The following is a 19836-nucleotide window of genomic DNA, read 5'->3' as shown; positions in this document are numbered from 1 at the left end:
TTCCTGAAGATCAAAGCCGCCTTCCCCGGAAATGCGCGATGAACCTTTTTTTTGCCTGATTTTTGGCGACTCCTGCGAATATCGCCGGCTGTGATTGCGGCTGGTGCGGTCTCTGTCTTTTCTGCTTTACTGTGCCTTCGGCGATGGCTTCATGGGTCAGGGCATGTATTTGTGGCAGCAGGACTGGATTGGCGAGCTTCCCGGAGAGGTGCAGGAACAGGTTCTTGCGGGCATGCCTCGTCGGCACTATCACAGCGGTGAGACGATCTACCGCTGTGGCGACGCTGGCGATGAGTTGTACCGCGTTGAACAGGGTGTTGTGCGTATCTACAACGTCACTGATGCCGGTAAAGAGCTGCTTTATGACCTGTTCCCGCCGGGGACCTGCTTCGGTGAGTCCAGCCTGATTGACGATGATGTTCGACCGCACAGCACCCAGGCGGTTGGGGAGGTGGTCCTCCGGGTCCTGTCGCGCAGTCTGTTCCAGCAGCTCTGGCGTACGCACGAGGAGATACCCTGGGCGGTTGCGCGACTGCAAACGGCGAGGGCGCGGCGTTTCTACCTCATTTATGAACAGGTCAGTCTCGGCGTCCTGTGTCGACGTGTCGCACGCCGTCTCTACGGGCTGGCGCGGACTGTGGGTCGCAAGCACGAGGATGGCGGGATTCATTTTGATATCCGTCTCACCCAGGAGGATATCGGGGCGCTGGTGGTAGGTTCCCGCCAGTCGGTCAACAAGGTGCTGCGTCAGTGGCAGGAGGATGGGATGATCGACCTGACCTATGGCTCGTTGCTGATTCGTGACCTTGACGCACTGGAACAACTGGCGCTGGAAAACGACTGAATCCACATCCAGATTATCGCCTGGCTGACAGTCTTGCGATGGGATATAACGTATTGTCGCCACAGTCGGAGCTGCTGCAGGGCAACTCCTCCCGCGGATACGTCGCCAGCGACGGCGACACGAACAATAAGGAATCGCCATGAACGGTGCAGAAAGTCTGATTCAAACCCTGGTCAACGGTGGTGTGGATGTCTGTTTCACCAACCCGGGCACCTCCGAAATGCACTTTGTGGCTGCCCTGGATGAAGTGGATGGCATGCGCTGCGTGCTGTGCCTGTTCGAGGGCGTCGCCAGCGGGGCAGCGGCGGGTTACGCCGCGATAGCAGGCAAGCCTGCGTCCACGTTGCTGCACCTCGGGCCGGGGCTGGGGAATGCGCTGGCCAATGTCCACAACGCGAAAAAAGGCAACCTGCCCATGGTGAATATCGTGGGCGATCACGCCACCTACCACCTGCAATACGATGCGCCGCTGACGTCCGATATCGCAGGCATCGCAGGCCCGGTGTCGCACTGGGTGCATGCGACAGGCGCCGCAGCAGACATCGCCCGGGATGGCGCTGAGGCTATTCGCCAGGCCGGCCGGGGTCAGGTAGCCACGCTGGTGCTGCCGGCCGATGTGTCCTGGGGTGACAACCCCTCCGGTGCAGCTGATGCGCAGGTCCCTGATGCCGCAACTCCCGTACCCGAGGACCGGCTGGACAAGGCCGCCAGCATGTTGGGGAACGGCAAGGCCACCGCTATCATGCTCGGCGGCCGTTGCGTCAGCCAGGCACAGGGAGAGCTGGCCAGCAGATTGGCCCAGGCCACGGGTGCCCGCGTGCTGACCGAGACCTTCCCGGCCCGGGTGCGCCGCGGTGCCGGAACCGCGGCGATTGAACGTCTGCCCTATCTGGCGGAGCTGGCGATCGCGGAACTGGAGGGTACGGAACAGTTGCTCCTGTTGGGCGCCAAAGCGCCGGTGTCTTTTTTCGCCTACCCGAATGTGGCCAGCGTGCTGTCGCCGGAGGGCTGCGACATCCTCAGTCTGGCAGGCCCGAACGACGACATTGAGGGCGCATTGCAGGCTCTTGTCACGCGTGTGGGCGCCGCCAGTCAGGCGCCAGCGCTGCGTGAGCTGCAGTTGCCCGAGGCGCCCACGGGCGAGCTCAATGCGGGCACCGTCGCCCAGGCGTTGGCCTGTTACCTGCCCGAGAACGCCATCGTGGTTGATGAGGGCATCACCTCCGGGCTGGCCTGTTTTCCCGCGACGGCGCATGCCCGGGCCCACGACTGGCTGAACCTGACCGGTGGCGCTATCGGGTGGGGGCTCCCGGCGGCCGTGGGTGCGGCGATCGCCGCGCCGGAGCGCAAGGTGCTCTGTCTGGAGGGTGACGGCAGTGCCATGTACACAATTCAGGCGCTGTGGACCATGGCGCGCGAGCAGCTGGATATCACCGTGGTGCTGCTCAACAACGGCAAGTACAGCGTACTTGAGGTCGAGTTTGCACGCACCGGTGCCCGCGGGGGCAAGCCGGGGCCGAAGGCGGCCAGCTCGCTGGCCATTGGCAACCCCGGCATGGACTTTCAGGCGATGGCGGCCGGTATGGGTGTGCTGGCCACGGTGGCAACAACTGCGGAGGCGTTCAATGAGCAGCTGGCGTCAGCGATGGCGGGCAGGGGCCCGCGTCTGATAGACGCCCGTATCCCGCCGCTGGATCTGAACTGGTAAGGTCTTGCCCGGGGCCGTCTGGCGCATGGGCAAAAGGTCTACAGTGCAGGTCTGGGCTGCAGGGCACCTCGTAAGTTCCTGTGCCGTTGGGTCGTCGATCCAACATATCTGGTAACTTGCGAGGTTCCATCATGCGATTCATTACGAAGTATCTGTCCCTGGCCGCGATCAGCGGTCTGCTTCTCACGTCTTTTGCCGCGACGGCAGGTGATCATGAGCACCACGGGTCAATGGCCAAGCCGACGATTGTAGAGATCGCGGTCGGCAATCCGGATTTCTCCACGCTGGTCGCCGCGTTGCAGGCGGCTGGCCTCGTTGAAGCCCTGTCTGGCGAAGGTCCGTTCACCGTATTTGCACCGACCAACGCTGCCTTCGCGGCGTTGCCGGCCGGCACGCTGGATGATTTGCTCAAGCCCGAGAACAAGGATCAGCTGACGGCTATCCTGACCTACCACGTGGTATCCGGCAAAGTGATGGCGGCTGATGTGGTCACCTTGACGGAAGCGACCAGCCTGCAGGGCGACACCATTGCCGTATCGGCATCCGATGCCGGCGTGAAAGTGGATGCCGCAAACGTCACAGCGACGGATATCAGCGCCTCCAATGGCGTGATTCACGTCATCGATGCGGTGATCCTGCCCAACAGCTAGCATCTGCTGCTACCGATGGTCTATCGGGACTATCGGTAGCACCCCTCCCTGTTTACTGGTCGCTCGGCGAATCCACGTTCCTTGCGCAGGGCGTTCTGCCCTGATTTTGTAGTTAAGCGCATCGCGTCGTATCATGTGGAGCTGCAACACGGCTGGAGGGAGAAGAATGCTCACACTCCGATATCTCCTCGTTTTACTTTGTACTGCCGTATTGGGTGCGTGCAAGATTTCAATCTCGGTGCCTGAAGGGGGTTCTGTCACCACCCGCTCCGGGTCACTCAGCTGTCCCGGCGGCGAAACCTGTGTCGTTAACGTGGTAGATCTCCTGTTTGATGAAACCTTTGTCGCCCGGCCTGCGGACGGCTACCGCTTCGAAGGATGGCGCAAGCAACACCGGGGTCTCTGCGGTGGTACAACTGCCCCCTGTCGCCTGTTCACCTCGGGGTTTGCAGGCAATGATGCGCTGATGGCCTTCCTCGCCAGCGACGAGGTCTTCTTCCTCAACCCGGTGTTCGAGGCCGCCTCTGGCAATGACTATGGCACGCAGCCGTTAAGTGCCTGTTTCAGTCCGGATCTTTTCCGGCAAGGTACGCGGTTCGTGTCTGAGTACCGCAGGCCAGGGCCCGGTGGTGGCTATTTTGTTGCCGAGTTCGATCAGGTGATTGACGGCACGGGGCTTTTCCAGGGTAACCCTGCTATCCGCATGCGGCTGGAACAGCGCAGCGAGGGGGAGCTGTTGGCCACCAATTTGACCTGGTTTTCGATCAACCTGGGAGCCCAACGGTTGCAATATTATGGCAGCGAGGTCGAAACCGCTCAGCCTCCGCTTACGTCGGCAACGTTGACACTGGCGCCGTTCAAACTCAACCGTTGGGATTTGGCGGCAGGGCAGAGCTTTCAGCAGAATTATTCTTCGACGCTGCAGGACAGCCGTGGTAGCTCTTCAAGCCAAACCGTCGAACTGAAGACCACTTACCTGGGCACGGAGACCATCACCGTGCCGGCTGGCACTTACACGGCCTGCCGGGTACTCGAGGAGTCGGTGGAAACTGGCGGTACTGGCGTTCCCGCTCGCTCCTCGGAAACACAGTGGTATGCATTGGGCACTGGAATATTGTTGCGCTCGGAATCCGAGGATTCGTATCAGGAGTTTTTGCGCGGCGCGATCAATGGGGTCCCACAGTGATCCGATTGCACCAGACTCACCCGATTTGAGCCGATCAAGCATTTCCCCGTTTCTACGGCCACTCCTTTCGGGAGAAGTAGTGCTGCGTTGAAGCCTGTTGCCGGCCGATTCCCGAGGGCTGCATCGGTTGGCAGGGCTCCGTGTGCGCACCCCGCCACGAACGCCGATTTCTGAGCGGTTGAAAATTTTTTACGCACGCTATGCATCTTTTGCTCTTCCGGGGGACGTAACGCCAGTGAAATCCCGGAATTGGCAGGAGATGCACATGCAAAAACTGGTACTGGCGGCTTCGGTCGCGATGACGTTATCGCTCCACGCGGGGGCGTCCAGCCACCGCGAGGCCCCATTCATCACGAAATATCCGCAGGTCGACGCCACGGATTTCTATCTCTTCATGAGTTACGAGCCCGCCCGATCGGGTTACGTTACGATGATCGCCAACTATATCCCGCTGCAAGCGGCGTACGGTGGACCAAACTACTTTCCACTGGACAGCAACGCACTCTACGAAATTCACGTCGACAATGACGGGGATGCGGTCGAAGACAAGACTTTCCAGTTTCGCTTCAGCAGCAACGTGCCCGCTGGTGGCGTAGTCCCCCTGACCATTGGCGATAAATCGGTCACGTCTGTACTGCGCAATATCGGGCCGGTATCCGCTGACAGCGCGCCCGGTTTAAGCCACTTCGACACGTATAGCGTCGATATTGTGGAAGGCGCGCGCCGCAGCAGCGGCGAGTCAGTCACTGATGCGCGCAACGGCAGCGCAGAATTTGGCAAGCCATTCGACTACGCGGGGACCAAGACGTTTGGCGGTCCCGGCAGTTACGAAACGTATGCTCGCAGCTTTGTGCATATGATTGATATCCCGGGCTGCAATCAACAGGGACGGGTTTTCGTTGGACAGAGGTATGAGGCGTTCAAACTGGCGCTGGGGGAGATTTTTGATCTCGTCAATTTTGTGCCCGTGGAGGGCGACAGTGCCCCGGGAGCTGGTGATGGCGGGGGATTTCCGGGTGGCATAACCCAGGACCCGGCGCGGAATGTCCTGTCACGCCACAACGTCACCTCCATCGCACTGGAGGTGCACCGCGAGTGTCTTGCGGGAGACGAGGGCATCATCGGTGCATGGACGACGGCGAGCCTGCCGCAGGCAACGATCCTGAATCCACAAGCGACGCTTGAAAAACCCGAGGTTGGTGGCGGAGCATGGACCCAGGTCTCAAGGCTCTCCGCCCCGCTCGTGAATGAACTGGTCATCGGTTACGACCAGAAGGACAGGTTTAACGGAAGCCGACCTGCAGACGATGGACAGTTTGCAGACTTTGTCACGAATCCGGTGCTTCCCGCGATTCTTGATACGTTGTTTCGCGATGCCGTCAACGCAACGCTCGGCACATCGCTGACAACCCTGGCGCCGGTGAACCTTCCGCGCACGGACCTTGTCGCGGCCTTTCTCACCGGATTTGCCGACGTGAACCAGTTTTCCAATGCTGTGCCAGCGGAAATGTTGCGACTCAACACCATGGTTGAACCCACCCCGCGTTCACAGCAGCAGCCTCTGGGGCTTGCTGCGGGTGATCTTGCGGGGTTTCCCAATGGCAGGCGGCCTGGCGACGATGTGGTGGATATCGCGTTGCGCGTGGTGATGGGCGCGCTGTGCCACGACTTGCCGTTGGGCCCCGGGGGATCAGGTGTAAACCTCGGTTTCTGCCTGCCAGAGGACGCGGCGATCGGCAATGTCGCCCTGACCGACGGTGCGCCACTGTCTGCGTCGGAACTCGACAACCGCTTTCCGTATCTGCTGGAACCGTATCCCGGTAGTCCCGCTGACGCGCCGCTGCCAACACCGACGTCCTGACAGGCAGAAGGAGTTGTGTTTATGAGACATTCATGTGCGATTCTGCTCGTTTCCCTGTTCCTGGTTGCTTGCTCAGACGGCGGTGACCGGGTGGTAGTCCCGGCTCCACCGCCGGGCGGACAGCCGCCCGTGGCGCCCGAGCCGCCGCGCCTGCAGAGTTTTTCCGCCTTTGTGCGCGATGTGTTTGCCGATCCTGCAGACGCGTCGCCGCGTGACATCAACGATCTGGAGTTTGTTTCTGATGCTGAGGATGACGATTTCGCCGACCTGTTGCGTTAGCCTTGTCGCGCTCCTCCTGCTCGTTCTCGTCCAGCCGGAGGCTGATGCGCACAGTGTGCATCGACACACTGGCGCGGAAGCAGACTCGACGACCGGTGCGGCTACGCCACGGGATCTGCTGCAACGCTACTCGGTGTCTGGTGACGATCATTTGCTGGCCGTGGCCAGGCAGGCACTGGCAGACAGCACGGGTGCAAGTGCCGCAGAAAAACTGCTGTACCTCGCCTGGCTGGCGCAGGCGGAACACGATTTTAAGCAGGCCAGCGTTCTCCTGGGACGCTTGCTGGCCGAGCAACCCGGCAATGGCCAGGCATGGTTGTTGGAGGCTGCCGTCGCCCAGGTTGTGGGGGATATTGATCGGTATCGAAGGGCGTGTTCGCGAGTGGCACTGAGTATTTCGCCCATGGCCTCGGTCACCTGCTTTGCGCGTCAGGCTGTTTCGCTGGAAGAGCGCAGACGCGCCTACGAGAGGCTGCAGGACCTGACCGCAAACACCGATGACGTCAACCTTATGGCGTGGCACTTTTCGGTGAGAGCTGAACTGGCGTGGAGTCTGGGCGAGATGGCTGCGGCAGAGCGGGACCTCCGCTACGCGATCGCGGCAGTTCCCTCAGTACAACGGCGTGCCGCACTGATGGATTTGTTGTTGCAGCAGCAGCGCTACACAGACGCACTCGCGGTTGATCCCGCGGCACACGCCGTCCCGGCGATTGCGGTGCGACAGGTGCTCGCAAAGCGCGGCCTTGGATTTCCCGTTGATCTCACTGTGCGCACTATGGATCTGCGCTTCAAAGAATGGTTGGACGCAGGCGATTACCGGCACGCTCGCGAGATCGCGATGTTTTATCTGGATGTCCTGCCTGATCCGGAGCTGGCCTATGATGTTGCGCGCAGAAATGCGAGACTGCAGCGCGAGGCCGAGGATATGGCGCTTCTCGCCAGGGCAGAGGGCATGCAGTAGCGGATGACACATCAGGCTGAGTTGGAAGTCATGCTGGCGCGGAGCGCGCTGGGGGACAGAGACGCCTTTCAGAGGCTCTACGAGGCGACGGCACCGCGCGTCTACGCCGTGCTGCTCAGCATGCTTCGTGACTCAGCCCTGGCCCAGGATGTGATGCAGGACGCTTACGTCAAGGTGTGGGGGCAGTCGCGCGACTACCACGCCGACCGCGGTCTGGTACTCTCCTGGATCATCGCCATCGCTCGCTATCGTGCGCTGGACTTGCTCCGGGCCTCGAAGCGACGGGATGCCCTGGAAATGGAAGCTGTCCAGCAGCAGTCGCTGACTGAGCCCACTCAGGAAGGGTTTTCGGACCTTCTTCAGGAATGCCTCGGCAAACTGGCAGACTTGCAGCGCCGGAGTATAGTCGCCGCATTTGTTAACGGCTTCACCCATGAAGAACTGGCGGCCAGGGAAGCGACCCCTGTGGGTACGGTAAAGAGCCGGATTCGGCGCGGCATGCAGCGGCTGAGAGAGTGTTTGCAACAGTGAACTACGAGAGCGCAAGGCTGGTCGACCTCCTCGCGGGCGAATATGTTTTGGGGACTCTCCGCGGTGGCGCACGACGCCGTTTTGAGCGCCTGCTGCACAAGCGGCCGGATGTGCGTAGCGCTGTGTGGCGTTGGGAGTCCTCCCTGGGTGAACTCGGCCTCACGCTGGCTCCCGTGTCACCACCCTCGGCTGTGTGGTCGGCCGTTGCGCGCCGCATTGAGCCTGCGGATCTGCACCCTGCCTGGTGGCGCTCAATAGGACTCTGGCGTGCCTGGAGCCTGGCAGCCAGCACGGCGCTGGTTGTTCTCCTGGTGGTGTCTTCCCCGTTCACCACGTCCCCGCCGCCTCCTGATTCTGCGCCCGATCACGTCAGTGTGATCGGGGATGGCAGCGAGCCCCTCTGGTTACTCAGTGCAAACCTGGAGACAGGGGCAATCACAGCACGTGCGGTAAACGCCGTAGCGGCCGATGTCGATAAAGTCTTCGAATTGTGGATGCTGCCCGAGTCCGGACCTCCAATTTCAATGGGGCTGCTGCCGGTGGGTGGTGAGTCAGTGACCCGCTCGCTGCCCGCGGGACTGCGAGCGCTGCTCAGGCAGTCCAAGGGTATCGCGGTAAGTATCGAGCCTGCCGGGGGTTCGCCGACCGGCGCGCCGACCGGCCCAGTGGTGCACACGGCCCGGGTAGTCTCTCTGTAGCCCTTGGAACCCGTGGTGCACCAAAAGTGTGCAATTCGGGTCGATAAAGCATACCGCCAGTGGGCATACACATGCGCTGACAGGCAGAGCGGAGTGCTACATTGAGTCCCGTTGCCGGCCGCTCACCGAGGGTCGCAACAGACACTGTTAACGAGACCCGGTTTGTAGCCGGGCGAGTGAAGGGATCTCTGTATGCCACGCCCCAACAACCCTATCAGTACCGACGAACAGCGCGCCCACGAATTGCTGGCGCTGGAGTATTTCAACCACCCGGAGATTGTCAGCGCACGTGAGGCGGTGCGGACATTCTGGTTGGAGCACGCTGCACCCAGTGATGCCATGCGTCGCGCATTTGCATGGGCGTTTGAGGAAGTCATGTTCGGCGCCACGGTCTGGGCGCTGAACCAGGACCCACTGTATCCCAAGGTCATCACCATCAGCCGCCTGCCGCACACGGTAGCGGGAAAGCGTATCCCCGGCAGCCGCTGGGGCATCGACAATCCTGACTCGGTGTACCGGGTGATTCCCATCAGCGGTGCGGAGCGCTACGTGATTCGAGGCCGGGTTTCCGAGCCGCGTCTGGTGGAAAACTACTTCACACTGTGGGACCCCACCATGAAAACGGTAGGACTGCTGGATGGCAAACAGCTGAAGGTGGATGCGGAGGGATATTTCGAGATCACGGTGGACGGGAGTCCGGCGGCTGGGCGCGCCAACCACGTACAGGCGCCGCCAGAGAGCCATGAATTCTACATACGCGACGTGATCGCCCGCTGGGGAGAAGATCGCGTCAATGAACTGTCTATCGAGCGGCTCGGTTCGCCGCCCGCGCGGGCGCCGTTCAGCGAAGCGGAAAACCTCGAGCGCATCAAGACCTACATGCGCCGCTGGGCCACAGAGACCACACGCTGGAATCGTCAGGCGATGGACAAGCCCGCCAATGGTTTTGAGTTCACGATTGATCGCGACAGTGACGGCGCGTTGCGCAACCAGATTTATATCATGGGCTACTTTCGGCTGCCGGACGCGGATACTGCCATGGTGCTGGATATCAACCTGGGTGGCGCGGACTACTTTATCGCACCCATCACCAACATCTGGGGCACGACCAATCGCATCACCGACCGCAATGGCTGCCTGAATCGACATCAGTCTCTGGCCAATCCGGACGGCACCCTGACCTATGTCCTGAGCCTTACCGACCCGGGCGTACACAACTGGCTCGATCCCTCAGACCTCGACGAGGGTATCCTGACCCTGCGCTGGGCCGAGTTCGCCGGTGGGGAGCCGGGTGCCGATCTGTCTGTACAGCAGCGGCTGGTGCCCCTGGCCGACGTGCAGCAGCATGTCTGCGAGAATCAGCGCATGACCGCGGCGCAGCGCGCGGAGCAGCTGCGCGAGCGGGCCGCGAGTTACGCGTGGCGACTGGAGGAATGAGCATGCCCGTAGTGCAGGATTCAGTGTGGTTGATTTCCGGGTGTTCCACCGGCTTCGGGCGCGAGATAGCGCGGACGGCCCTGGAGCGTGGCGCACGGGTGGCAGTGACGGCGCGGCGTCCCGAAGCGGTTGCCGATCTGGTAGAGGCCTGGCCGGAACGCGCGGTGGCGCTGGCACTGGATGTAACCGACCAGGGTTCCATCGCCGCCGCGGTTGCCGACACCGTCAGCACCTTTGGCCGTATCGATGTGCTGGTCAATAACGCCGGTTATGGTTACGTGGCAGCGGTGGAAGAGGGAGAGGATGCGGCGGTTCGCGCCATGTTTGAAGCCAATTTCTTTGGTGCGCTCGCACTCACGCAGGCCGTGCTTCCCCATCTGCGCGAGCAGGGCAGCGGCCATATCATCAACAACTCGTCCCAGGCAGGTATCATGGCCAACCCGGGCACAGGCTTTTACAGCGCCTCGAAGCACGCTCTCGAGGGTTTGATGGAGGCGCTGGCGAAGGAAGTGGCGCCGCTGGGGATCCGGGTGACCTCGGTGCAGCCGGGCGCATTTCGCACCGACTGGTCCGGCCGTTCCATGCAGCGCAGCGGCGTGCGGCTGCCTGCCTACGAAGAGCATGTGCACAGCCGCCTCGATATGATCGCGCAGATGGATGGCAAGCAACCGGGCGATCCCGTGCGCGCTGCCGGGATCATGGTCGACCTGTATGCCATGGAGGATCCGCCGGTGCAGCTGCTGCTGGGCGCCGGTGTTCTGGCGGCGTACCGCGACAAGCTTGGCGCGCAGCACGCCAACCTGGAGCGCTGGCAGGCGCTGACGCAGGCGGCGGATTTTCCGGCGGATGAGGGTCAGGGCACATAGTTTCTAAGGTGTCCGGCAGTTGGCGGCACCGCAAAGCTGTATTAAGCTGGTTGCGTCCCATTCACAGGAGAGCAGTGCCCCATGGCCGGTAAATATGACCTGAAGAAAAGCCCCAGTGGAAAGTTCATGTTCAACCTGAAGAGCGGGAATGGGCAGATTGTCCTCACCAGCCAGCTCTACGACAGCCGCGCCGCGGCGGAAAAAGGGATTGCCTCGGTACGCAAGAATTCGCCTGAGGATGGCCGCTATGAGCGCAAGGTGGCGACCAGCGGCGAAACCTACTTTGTGCTGAAATCCGGCAACAGCCAGGTGATTGGCAAGAGCCAGATGTACAAGAGCAAGGCTGCGATGGAGAACGGTATCGCCTCGGTGAAGAAGAACGGCGCCGAGGCCGGCGTGGTCGATAACACCGCCTGAGGCTACTCCAGCCCGGCCTGGCGGGCGGCAGTATCGGCCCATTGCACGGCTGACATGTAAATGTCAGCCAGTTCCAGTGCGTTCAGGTTGCGAAAATCCACAGCGCCCGCTTCACCGGCCTCCAGGCTGAGGGCACAGCTCAGGGCTTCTCCCCGATCGCCGAGTCGCTGTACCAGCGCTTCCTGCAGTTCCTCGGGCAGGGGCAGGTATTTCAGCGCCTCTTCCAGCGGAACATCGAGCAGTGCGTCCAACACGGAAAACAGGCCGACGGTGAAGTAGCTGTCGGCGTTGGGCAGGCCACAGTGCTGCGCCAGCAGTTCGCAGAGCCGTCCGCGCACCAGGCCCATGGTGACAATCTCGTCGGCTTTGCCGTCAACCCCGCTCATGATGTAGAGCACGACCCAATTGCGGATGGTGCCGCGCCCCAGGTATACGATCGCCTCCTTGATGGATTCGATCTTGCGGTTCAACGCGTTGGCGGCGGAGTTCACGTAGGCCAGGGCCCTGACGCTGAGGCCGACGTCCTGGCTGATCAGGGTCTGCAATTCTTCGAGGTCGGTGTCCGGGTCGCTGATACGCGACAGCAGGCGCAGCAGCGCAATCTTGTTGGTGGGCAGTCGCTTGCCGCTGACGATGCGCGGGCGCGCAAAGAAATAACCCTGGAAGTAATCCACCCCCAGCGCCTTCAGGGTCTGGAACTCCTCTTCGGTTTCCACCTTTTCCGCCAGGACCTTGCAGCCATATTGCTTGATGCGATTGATCTGCGTTTCCCAGTTCGCCTCCGGCATGGCGCGAATATCGATCTTCACGGTGTCGATGTGCGGCATCAGGCGGTCATAGGCTTCCGACTCGACGACGTCATCGAGGGCGATCTTGAAGCCGGTTTCACGCAAGGACTGGACCCCCGCCATAACATCATCGTCAGGCACGACATCTTCGAGAATCTCCAGCATCACCCGCACCGGGTCGATAGGCAGCAGGTCGGGGTCCAGCAGGAACTGGCGCGGCAGGTTGATGAAGGTGATGTGCCCGCGTGACAGGCGATCAATGCCGATTTCCATCGCATTGGTGAGTACCTGCGCGGTGGCGGCGTCGCCGTCGAGTTCTTCGGGCGCGCTGTTCTCAGCCGATGAACGGAACAGCAACTCATAGGCGTAGAGTTTCAGGTTCCGGTCCAGAATCGGCTGTCGCGCGAGGAAGAAATGATTCTTCAAGAAACTCCTCCCTGTGTTTCCGTTGGCGTAAGGTGCGGCGAAGTATAGCTTAACGGGGCCGTCTGCGCCGTTGGCGTGCCGGGACTGCGACACAGATCACGCTCCGGGGCGCGCGGCGCCGGTGCGTCGGTCCCCGGTGCGCAACGCCGCTGAGACCCTCAGGGCGCGGGCCCCGTGACGATGTCGACGCGGCGCAGGCTGGCGCCCGCCAGCGGGTAGCCGATGGGGCTGTCGGCGGGGTAAGTCCCGGCGGGCGAGCCGGTATCCACGCCCACATCGAAGGTCTCATCGATGGAGAAGTAGCTCGGTGGCGTTGCGGCAATGCGGCCCTGGTCGACGGGCTGTCCATCCACCAGCAGGCTGAATTCTCCCCCGCGGGCGTAGCCCCCACCGTCGTAGGCGAAGTTCACTGACAGCTGCACGTCACCGTCCACAGCGTTGTCACCCTGCAGGATGATCTCGCCCACCTCAAAGCTGCGATAGCGGAAAACCGGGCGCGAGTGATTGTCGAGATACAGGCTCCATCCCGCGACGGTGCCCCCCATGGTCGCGATAACGCCCCGGGGCGCGGGCCCTGTCAGGGTGGCGTCCAGTGTCCAGGAGCGATTGAACAGCGGTGGACCCTGTGCTTCAGGTATGCCCACGGCGTCGGGCCCGTAGCTGAACTCGCTGCGATCGCCGCGCAGGTTTGGCAGCGGGTGACTGTTCATGGTGTCCATGGCGCTGCGCAGTGGCAGTATGCCCAGGCGCTGCGCCTCCTGCTGGAACAGGGCCTGCAACTCGGCCAGCTTGCCAGGCTCGGCGCTGGCGAGGTTGTTTGCCTGGCTGAAGTCTTCATTGAGGTTGTACAACTCCCAGCGGTCGTCTTCCATGGGGCTTGGCGCGGTGCGCACGCCCACGGTCCAGGGCAGGCGCTGGTGAAAGGCCGAAGCCATCCAGCCCTCGTGGTAAATGGCCCGGTTGCCGTTCACCTCGAACAGCTGGGTGCTGTGGTGCTCTGCCGCATCGGCCCGTGTGAGGCTGGCCAGGAAGCTGCTGCCGTCCATAGGCCGCTGGGGGACGCCTCGTACTGTTTCCGGGACGCCGATGTTCAGTGCATCGAGTATGGTGGGTACCACGTCGTTCACATGGGTGAACTGCGAGCGCAACCCGCCGGCCCCATCACGGATTACCCGCGGCCAGCTGACTACGGCGCCGACGCGGGTGCCGCCCAGGTGCGACGCCACCTGCTTCACCCATTGAAAGGGGGAGGTCAACGCCCAGGCCCACCCCGCGGGATACTGCGGGTAGGTTGTTTCATCACCGATGCGCTCCAGGGCAGCCAACTGCTGTTCCAGGCTTTCGGGCAGGCCCTGCAGCGCGCCCATGTAATTGATGCTGCCGCCCAGCCCGCCCTCGGCGCTGCTGCCATTATCCCCGGCGATGTACACAAACAGCGTGTTGTCGAACTGCCCCCGCTGCCGCAGCGCGCTGGTGAGCCGGCCGATCTGGGCATCCGTGTGTTCCAGAAAGCCGGCGTAGGTCTCCATCAGTCGTTCGGCAACCTGCTTTTGTTGTGCGCTCAGGCTGTCCCAGGCAGGCAGTGCCTCCGGGGCCGGGGTCAGCGCGGTGTCCGCGGGCACCACGCCAAGCGCCTTCTGCCGGTCAAGAATGGTCTCGCGCATGCGGTCCCATCCATCGGCAAAACGGCCTTCGTAGCGGCGAATCCAGGGAGCGGGTACCTGCAGTGGCGCATGGGCTGCGCCGGGCGCCAGATAGACGAAAAACGGTTTGCCGGGTGAGATGGACTGCACGAGGTCGACCCAGCCGATCGCCTCGTCCACGATGTCCTCTGTCACATGGTAGCTTTCCCCGGCCGGGCGCCGGACAGCGGCTGTGCCGCGGTAGAGGGTGGGTTCGTACTGGTCTGTCTCGCCGCCGAGGAAACCGTAGAACGTATCGAAGCCGACACCCGTCGGCCAGCGGTCGAAGGGCCCCAGCGGGGAGGACTCCCAGTTCGGCGTCAGGTGCCATTTGCCAAACGCGCCAGTGCTGTACCCCTGCTCACGCAGGATCTCCGCGATGGTGGCGGTTTCTGGACGCAGCACACCCTGATAGCCCGGGATGGTGCTGGCGGAGTTCAGCACCGCGCCGACGTTCGCGGCGTGGGCGTCGCGGCCGGTGAGCAGCGCGGCCCGCGTGGGGGAGCAGATGGCCGTGGTGTGAAAGCGGTTGAAGCGCAGGCCAACCTGGGCCAGCGCATCGAGTGCAGGCGTCTCCACCGGGCCCCCGAAGGTGCTGGTGGCACCGAAGCCCACATCATCCAGCAGCACGATGACAATGTTCGGGGCGTTCTTGGGGGGCGTTGGCAGGGTGATTGCGGCGGCAGGGCCGGCAAGCAGCAAGGCCGCTGTCAGCAGCCAGGACACACAGGGCAGCGATGGCGCGGTCTTCTGCGGTCGTCCGGACATTAATGAAAAGCGCATCACGTGGTATCCCCCAATGGTTGTGTGGCGTTGTTGGTCTACAGCCTGCCCGCACTGTCGCAATTGTGGATTTCCTTGTATACCCCTGAAAGCCACACCGTCAGCAGCATTTAGCACGCGAGTACGTCTTTTTCAACTACACTCCGTGTTTGTTCGGCGGTATCGTTTCGTGCAGGCTGTTGCTCTGCTCGGTGGTGGGTATGCGTGGCGTGGAACAGGTGACGACAGGTGGCGTTGGGCGACAGGGCGGCCGCGGACTATGGAGTCTGTGGCTGGGTAGTTTTCTCCCGGCAGTGGCAGTCATTACCCTGTTGTGTTTTGCCTGGTTGGTATCTGAACGTGAGCGCGCTTCGCAACTGATGGTTGCACGCGACCAGACAGCCCTGCAGACAATCAATCTGGCGCTGCAGAGCCAGCTGATCAATTACGCCAGCCTGGGGCGGTTCTTCATGCAGCTTCATGCTCGGGCACGGCGCCACCCTGGCAGACCAGTCGCCCGCCGTCTGGTACCGGCTGATGCAGGCGCCGCAAGGCAGCCTGCAAGAGGGGGGGCGCTACTGGAGCTGGCTGCAGATTGCCCCCTTCGATAGCTTTCCGATGGGCGTGTCGGAGCAGTCGCCGGATTCCCGTTCCGATGCACCAGTGAGCACGGCGCGCTGGTATCTGCTGATAAACCGGCCGCAGCCCGCAGTGCTGGCGTCGGTCTGGCGCGAGCATCGCTACATCGCCTCGCTCTACGCCGTGTTGTTGCTGATCAGCTTTGCCCAGAGCTATCGATTGGCACGTACGCAGCGCAATGAGGCACGTCTGAATGCGCAACTCGTTGAGCAGGTGCGAATCGCCGAGGAGGCGGCAGAGGTCAAGGGACGCTTCCTCGCCAATATGAGCCACGAGATTCGCACGCCGATGAATGCGGTGCTGGGTATTGCCTACTTGCTGGAAAAGCAGATGCTGCCCCGGGACGCGCGCAATCTTGTGCGAAAACTGTCGCTTTCCGGGAAGCTGTTGTTGGGCATCATTAACGACATACTGGATTTTTCCAAGTTTGAACACGGTAGCTTCGAGCTGGCATCTGAACCGTTCCAGCTCAGCAAACTGCTGGAGAGCATTTCCAGCGCCATGGCGAGCCTGGCACTGGAAAAGGATATCGATCTGGCAGTCGCGGCGCCGGAAGAGAGCATCGACTGGTTGCTGGGCGATGGTCTGCGTCTGGAGCAGGTGCTGATGAACCTGGTCAGCAATGCCATCAAATTCACCGATGAAGGCCACGTGGATCTTTCGGTCAGGGTCCTGTCATCCCAGGGCAAGCGGGTTCGTCTGGAGTTCACGGTGCGAGACACCGGAATAGGGATTCCGCAAGAGCAGCAGAAGCAGCTCTTCCAGCCGTTTACACAGCTGGACAGTTCTTCCGCGCGGCGGTTTGGTGGCACCGGGCTGGGACTGGCCATCAGCCAGTATCTGGTCGGTCGAATGGGTGGCCAGATTCGCCTGCGAAGTGACGTGGGCGCAGGTACGGAGGCATCCTTCACCGTCGAGTTCGAGCGCAGGGACGACATTGCAGCGTTTTTCAGTGACTTGCGCGCGCTGGAGATGCTCATAGTGGACGACAACATGGTGTCGCTGGAAGCACTCTGTGCCACAGCCCGAAATCTGGGCTGGCGGCCAGTGCCGGCGGCGTCAGGCGAGGAGGCGCTGCAGATACTTGCCCTGCGCTCAGCCGAAGGTACGCACTTCCGGGTCGTGATTGTGGATTCGAACATGCCGGCGATGGACGGCCTGGCGACAGCGCAGGCGATCAGGTCGCAAGTGGATTCGGATGACAACACCAACACCATCATCCTGCTCGCCACACCGCACTCCATGGAGCAGATGGATGGCACGGCCCGACTGCCGTTTGTCAATGGAGTGCTGCGCAAGCCGGTATCGCCCTCGGCGCTGTATGAAGCCGTGGTGTCCGCAGCCTTTTCTCACGAGGGTACCCCCCATGACAGGGTGGGCGTGTCCCTTGCAAGGCTTGCGGGCCTGCGTGTTCTGGTGGTTGATGACAGTGAGACCAATCGCGAGGTGGCGCGACGTATCTTTGAGGGCGAGGGTGCTCTGGTGCATCTTGCGAACAACGGTCAGCAGGCGGTCACCTGGCTTGAGGCGCACCATGCCGAGGTGGACCTGGTGTTGATGGACGTGCAGATGCCGGTCATGGACGGCTACGCAGCCACCCGTGTGATACGCGCGCATGCCGACTCACAGCTCGCCGGGCTGCCGGTGATAGCGTTGACCGCAGGCGCATTCCAGTCGCAACAGGATCAGGCGAAGGCCTGTGGTATGACGGACTATATTGCCAAGCCGCTGGATGTCGATGCGGCGATCGCGAGGCTGGCGCAATACCGGCCGCGCGATGCGTCTGTCGCAGAAGCAGCGGACGTGACGGAGGGCGCGCCGCAGCCGGCCGCACAGAGCAACGTACTTGACGTTCAGGCAGGGCTCAGGATCTGGCGTGATGAGGCCGTATACTCGCGTTATCTACACAAGTTTGCGCGGGATTTCTCCGGCGTTGCCGGCACGCTGGCGGCTCTTGATGCGGAGGCCGCAAAGGCGCTTCTGCACCGCCTTCGTGGCGCAGCGTCCAATCTGGGCGTGGTCAAGGTGGCGCGTTGCGCGCGTGAACTTGAGGAATGCATGGTCAGTGGCGACGATTGCGCGCCCCTGGTAAACCGGTTGCGGGCGGCCATGTCCGAAACCGAAGCGGCCATTGCGTCCCATGTGGGTCATGTCTCGAGGGTAACTAGCGCCACGGAAAACGCCGCCACCGAGCGGTCATATCACGGCCTGTGTTCGCTGCTGCGCGAGCTTTTGCAGGCACTGTCGCTGGACGACCCGGCAGCCGTCGAGCCTCTGCTTGACGAACTTGGGGGGCATGTCCCGGAGCTGGCGCTTACCCCGGTCCGGGTGGCCGTTGAAAATTTCGACTTCCGGCAGGCAGAGCGGTCGGTAACGCTGTTGCTGGAAACGTATTCTGATGAACCGCGCAAGTGAGGGAGACCTGCCTGTGAGTGACCCGCCACTGTTGATTGTTGACGACGATCCCCGCAACCTGGCGGCCATGCGTCAGGTGCTGGGGAACGACTATCCACTGGTATTTGCGCGCGATGGTGCGGGTGCCCTGGAAGCTGTGGCAAAGCACGCGCCCTGCATGGTATTGCTGGACATTCAAATGCCGGATATGGACGGCTACGCAGTCTGCCGTCGCCTGAAGGCATCGCCCGAGTCCGCATCCATCCCGGTAATTTTTGTCACAGTCCTGTCGGATGATCTTGATGAGGAGGCGGGTTTTGCGGCGGGCGCTGTGGACTACATCACGAAACCCATTTCACCGGCGATTGTCCGTGCCCGGGTGCGCACCCACCTGTCTCTCGTGTCTGCGGCCAAACTCGAGGAGAGTTACCGGGAGTCGATCTCCATGCTGGCTGCGGCGGGGGAGTTCAAGGACATGGAGACAGGAGTCCATATCTGGCGTATGGCTGAGTATGCTGCAGCGCTGGCCGAAGCGGTCGGCTGGCCAGCAGAGCGCTGCGATCAATTGCGTCTGGCTGCGCCCATGCACGACATGGGCAAGATTGGCATTCCCGATGCAATTCTGCGCAAGCCGGGCAAGCTGGACGCGGCAGAGTGGAAGGTCATGCAGCGCCATTGCCAGATCGGGCACGACATTCTCAGTAAGGGGCAGTCGGCCGTGATGGCTTTGGCGGCAGAAATTGCCCTATGCCACCATGAGCGTTGGAACGGACTGGGGTATCCCTGTGGTCTGCAGGGGGAACTGATTCCGGAAAGTGCGCGGATTGTCGCGCTGGCAGACGTGTTCGATGCACTGACCATGAAGCGCCCCTATAAGGACGCCTGGACGGTTGACTGCGCCCTGGCGGCGATGACGTCCGAGCGGGGCGCACATTTCGAACCCAGGCTTCTGGACGTGTTTGAGAGCATTTTGCCCAAGATTCTGGAGATCAAAGCCAATTGGCATGATACCCAGCCGCCGCACTGAGCGCGGCAGTGCGGCGCTATCCGGCATCCGGCTGATAGAGCTCGCGCAGAAGCTCCGGCGGGCTCTCGCACACCTCCGTGAGGAGGGTGCTCGCCATTTCGATGCCTGCCGGTGGGGTGCCCGGTGTCGGAAACTCGTCGCTGTCCAGCCACAGGCTCAGCAGTGCCTGATAGGGAAAGGCGTTGTCACCGCCCGGTAGCTGGCTCATGGTCTGGTCCAGGGTCACCCGCAGCACGCTGCCATCTGTCGCGAGCTGTTGCCCCCAGGCTGCTACGCCGGCGGTGAAGTCGCCACCGGCACCGGCGATGGGGTTCAGGAGCAGCATCAGGCGCCTGCGCCCCGGAGCCTCCACGCCACGCGGTGGGCCTGCCACCAGTGTTTCCTCGGCGCCCGCCGGCCGGATCAGCCGCTGGTCCATGAAGCGGCGCTCATCGGCGTCGAGTATCTCCCGCACACGGCCACTGTGCACCCCGGCCACATCCAGGTCCGGGGCGAAGAAAAACTCCGTGATGACATCAAAATCCACGGCAGGTGACGCCGAGATGATGTGGTTGCGCACATACTTCACGAAGGGGAAGTAGCGACTACCCAGCCGCGAGTGGTTGTGCTCGTAGTAGTCTCGGAAGGCCTCCGGGGTGGTGCCCGGCAGGCGACTCAACAGGCAAACTGATTTCATGGGT

At 62.1% G+C, this 19836-nt stretch carries 17 protein-coding genes; 14 read left to right on the top strand and 3 right to left on the bottom strand.

The window, feature by feature from the left end:
- Positions 1–103 precede the first annotated feature (103 nt).
- From AACZ17_RS09645 to AACZ17_RS09590, 12 genes are all read left to right on the top strand, one after another.
- Positions 104–844: a Crp/Fnr family transcriptional regulator gene (locus tag AACZ17_RS09645; RefSeq protein WP_290738003.1), complete on the top strand. Its 741-nt coding sequence runs from the start codon at positions 104–106 to the stop codon at positions 842–844.
- 139 nt (positions 845–983) lie between these two features.
- Entirely contained in the window at positions 984–2552 is a 1569-nt protein-coding gene (locus AACZ17_RS09640) for an acetolactate synthase large subunit (RefSeq protein ID WP_290738000.1), read from the top strand.
- Between the two features lie 131 nt (positions 2553–2683).
- Positions 2684–3202 carry a fasciclin domain-containing protein gene (locus tag AACZ17_RS09635; RefSeq protein WP_290737996.1) on the top strand — a complete coding sequence of 173 codons (519 nt, stop codon included), beginning with the start codon at positions 2684–2686 and terminating at the stop codon, positions 3200–3202.
- Positions 3203–3368: 166 nt separating this feature from the next.
- Positions 3369–4388, top strand: a complete 1020-nt coding sequence (locus tag AACZ17_RS09630) for a hypothetical protein (RefSeq protein WP_290737993.1) — start codon at positions 3369–3371, stop codon at positions 4386–4388.
- A 142-nt stretch (positions 4389–4530) separates the two neighbouring features.
- Positions 4531–6249 (top strand): DUF4331 domain-containing protein, encoded by a 1719-nt coding sequence (locus AACZ17_RS09625; RefSeq protein WP_339638210.1) that lies wholly within the window; start codon positions 4531–4533, stop codon positions 6247–6249.
- A 21-nt stretch (positions 6250–6270) separates the two neighbouring features.
- Complete coding sequence (locus AACZ17_RS09620; protein ID WP_290737988.1) at positions 6271–6528, top strand: hypothetical protein; 258 nt, start codon at positions 6271–6273, stop codon at positions 6526–6528.
- Between the two features lie 55 nt (positions 6529–6583).
- A complete protein-coding gene (locus AACZ17_RS09615; RefSeq protein ID WP_290737985.1) occupies positions 6584–7489 on the top strand; it encodes a hypothetical protein in 906 nt (301 codons plus the stop codon).
- A 3-nt stretch (positions 7490–7492) separates the two neighbouring features.
- Entirely contained in the window at positions 7493–8020 is a 528-nt protein-coding gene (locus AACZ17_RS09610; RefSeq protein WP_290737983.1) for a sigma-70 family RNA polymerase sigma factor, read from the top strand.
- Positions 8017–8718, top strand: a complete 702-nt coding sequence (locus AACZ17_RS09605; RefSeq protein WP_290737980.1) for an anti-sigma factor — start codon at positions 8017–8019, stop codon at positions 8716–8718. The genes AACZ17_RS09610 and AACZ17_RS09605 overlap by 4 nt, the downstream gene beginning before the upstream one ends.
- A 192-nt stretch (positions 8719–8910) precedes the next feature.
- A complete protein-coding gene (locus tag AACZ17_RS09600; protein WP_290737977.1) occupies positions 8911–10155 on the top strand; it encodes a hypothetical protein in 1245 nt (414 codons plus the stop codon).
- Positions 10156–10157: 2 nt separating this feature from the next.
- Positions 10158–11021: an oxidoreductase gene (locus tag AACZ17_RS09595; RefSeq protein WP_290737975.1), complete on the top strand. Its 864-nt coding sequence runs from the start codon at positions 10158–10160 to the stop codon at positions 11019–11021.
- Positions 11022–11102: 81 nt separating this feature from the next.
- Entirely contained in the window at positions 11103–11438 is a 336-nt protein-coding gene (locus AACZ17_RS09590; protein WP_290737973.1) for a YegP family protein, read from the top strand.
- Between the two features lie 2 nt (positions 11439–11440).
- Here the strand turns inward: AACZ17_RS09590 and AACZ17_RS09585 are convergent, their stop codons facing one another.
- Together AACZ17_RS09585 and AACZ17_RS09580 are read right to left on the bottom strand one after the other, a co-directional pair.
- Positions 11441–12652: an EAL domain-containing protein gene (locus AACZ17_RS09585; protein WP_290737970.1), complete on the bottom strand. Its 1212-nt coding sequence runs from the start codon at positions 12650–12652 to the stop codon at positions 11441–11443.
- A gap of 158 nt (positions 12653–12810) precedes the next feature.
- Positions 12811–15117, bottom strand: coding sequence for an arylsulfatase (locus tag AACZ17_RS09580; protein ID WP_290737967.1), 2307 nt, complete (start codon positions 15115–15117; stop codon positions 12811–12813).
- A gap of 459 nt (positions 15118–15576) precedes the next feature.
- Between AACZ17_RS09580 and AACZ17_RS09575 the strand changes: the two genes are divergently transcribed.
- On the top strand, positions 15577–18150 hold the full coding sequence (locus AACZ17_RS09575; RefSeq protein ID WP_290737964.1) for a hybrid sensor histidine kinase/response regulator: 2574 nt from the start codon (positions 15577–15579) through the stop codon (positions 18148–18150).
- A 13-nt stretch (positions 18151–18163) separates the two neighbouring features.
- On the top strand, positions 18164–19156 hold the full coding sequence (locus tag AACZ17_RS09570; protein ID WP_290737962.1) for an HD domain-containing phosphohydrolase: 993 nt from the start codon (positions 18164–18166) through the stop codon (positions 19154–19156).
- 16 nt (positions 19157–19172) lie between these two features.
- Here the strand turns inward: AACZ17_RS09570 and AACZ17_RS09565 are convergent, their stop codons facing one another.
- Positions 19173–19832, bottom strand: a complete 660-nt coding sequence (locus tag AACZ17_RS09565; RefSeq protein WP_290737959.1) for an EthD domain-containing protein — start codon at positions 19830–19832, stop codon at positions 19173–19175.
- Positions 19833–19836: the final 4 nt, after the last annotated feature.

This window comes from uncultured Haliea sp. (genome assembly GCF_963973825.1).
In the GTDB taxonomy this organism is placed as follows: domain Bacteria; phylum Pseudomonadota; class Gammaproteobacteria; order Pseudomonadales; family Halieaceae; genus Haliea.
This window is presented reverse-complemented; position numbering and strand designations above follow the sequence as displayed.

Excerpts from the sequence above, each read along its gene's own strand:
- AACZ17_RS09640 (WP_290738000.1), top strand. The coding sequence starts at position 984 with ATGAACGGTGCAGAAAGTCTGATTCAAACCCTGGTCAACGGTGGTGTG.
- AACZ17_RS09635 (WP_290737996.1), top strand. The coding sequence starts at position 2,684 with ATGCGATTCATTACGAAGTATCTGTCCCTGGCCGCGATCAGCGGTCTG.
- AACZ17_RS09630 (WP_290737993.1), top strand. The coding sequence starts at position 3,369 with ATGCTCACACTCCGATATCTCCTCGTTTTACTTTGTACTGCCGTATTG.
- AACZ17_RS09620 (WP_290737988.1), top strand. The coding sequence starts at position 6,271 with ATGAGACATTCATGTGCGATTCTGCTCGTTTCCCTGTTCCTGGTTGCT.
- AACZ17_RS09610 (WP_290737983.1), top strand. The coding sequence starts at position 7,493 with ATGACACATCAGGCTGAGTTGGAAGTCATGCTGGCGCGGAGCGCGCTG.
- AACZ17_RS09600 (WP_290737977.1), top strand. The coding sequence starts at position 8,911 with ATGCCACGCCCCAACAACCCTATCAGTACCGACGAACAGCGCGCCCAC.
- AACZ17_RS09595 (WP_290737975.1), top strand. The coding sequence starts at position 10,158 with ATGCCCGTAGTGCAGGATTCAGTGTGGTTGATTTCCGGGTGTTCCACC.
- AACZ17_RS09590 (WP_290737973.1), top strand. The coding sequence starts at position 11,103 with ATGGCCGGTAAATATGACCTGAAGAAAAGCCCCAGTGGAAAGTTCATG.
- AACZ17_RS09580 (WP_290737967.1), bottom strand. The coding sequence starts at position 15,117 with ATGCGCTTTTCATTAATGTCCGGACGACCGCAGAAGACCGCGCCATCG.
- AACZ17_RS09575 (WP_290737964.1), top strand. The coding sequence starts at position 15,577 with ATGCTCGGGCACGGCGCCACCCTGGCAGACCAGTCGCCCGCCGTCTGG.
- AACZ17_RS09565 (WP_290737959.1), bottom strand. The coding sequence starts at position 19,832 with ATGAAATCAGTTTGCCTGTTGAGTCGCCTGCCGGGCACCACCCCGGAG.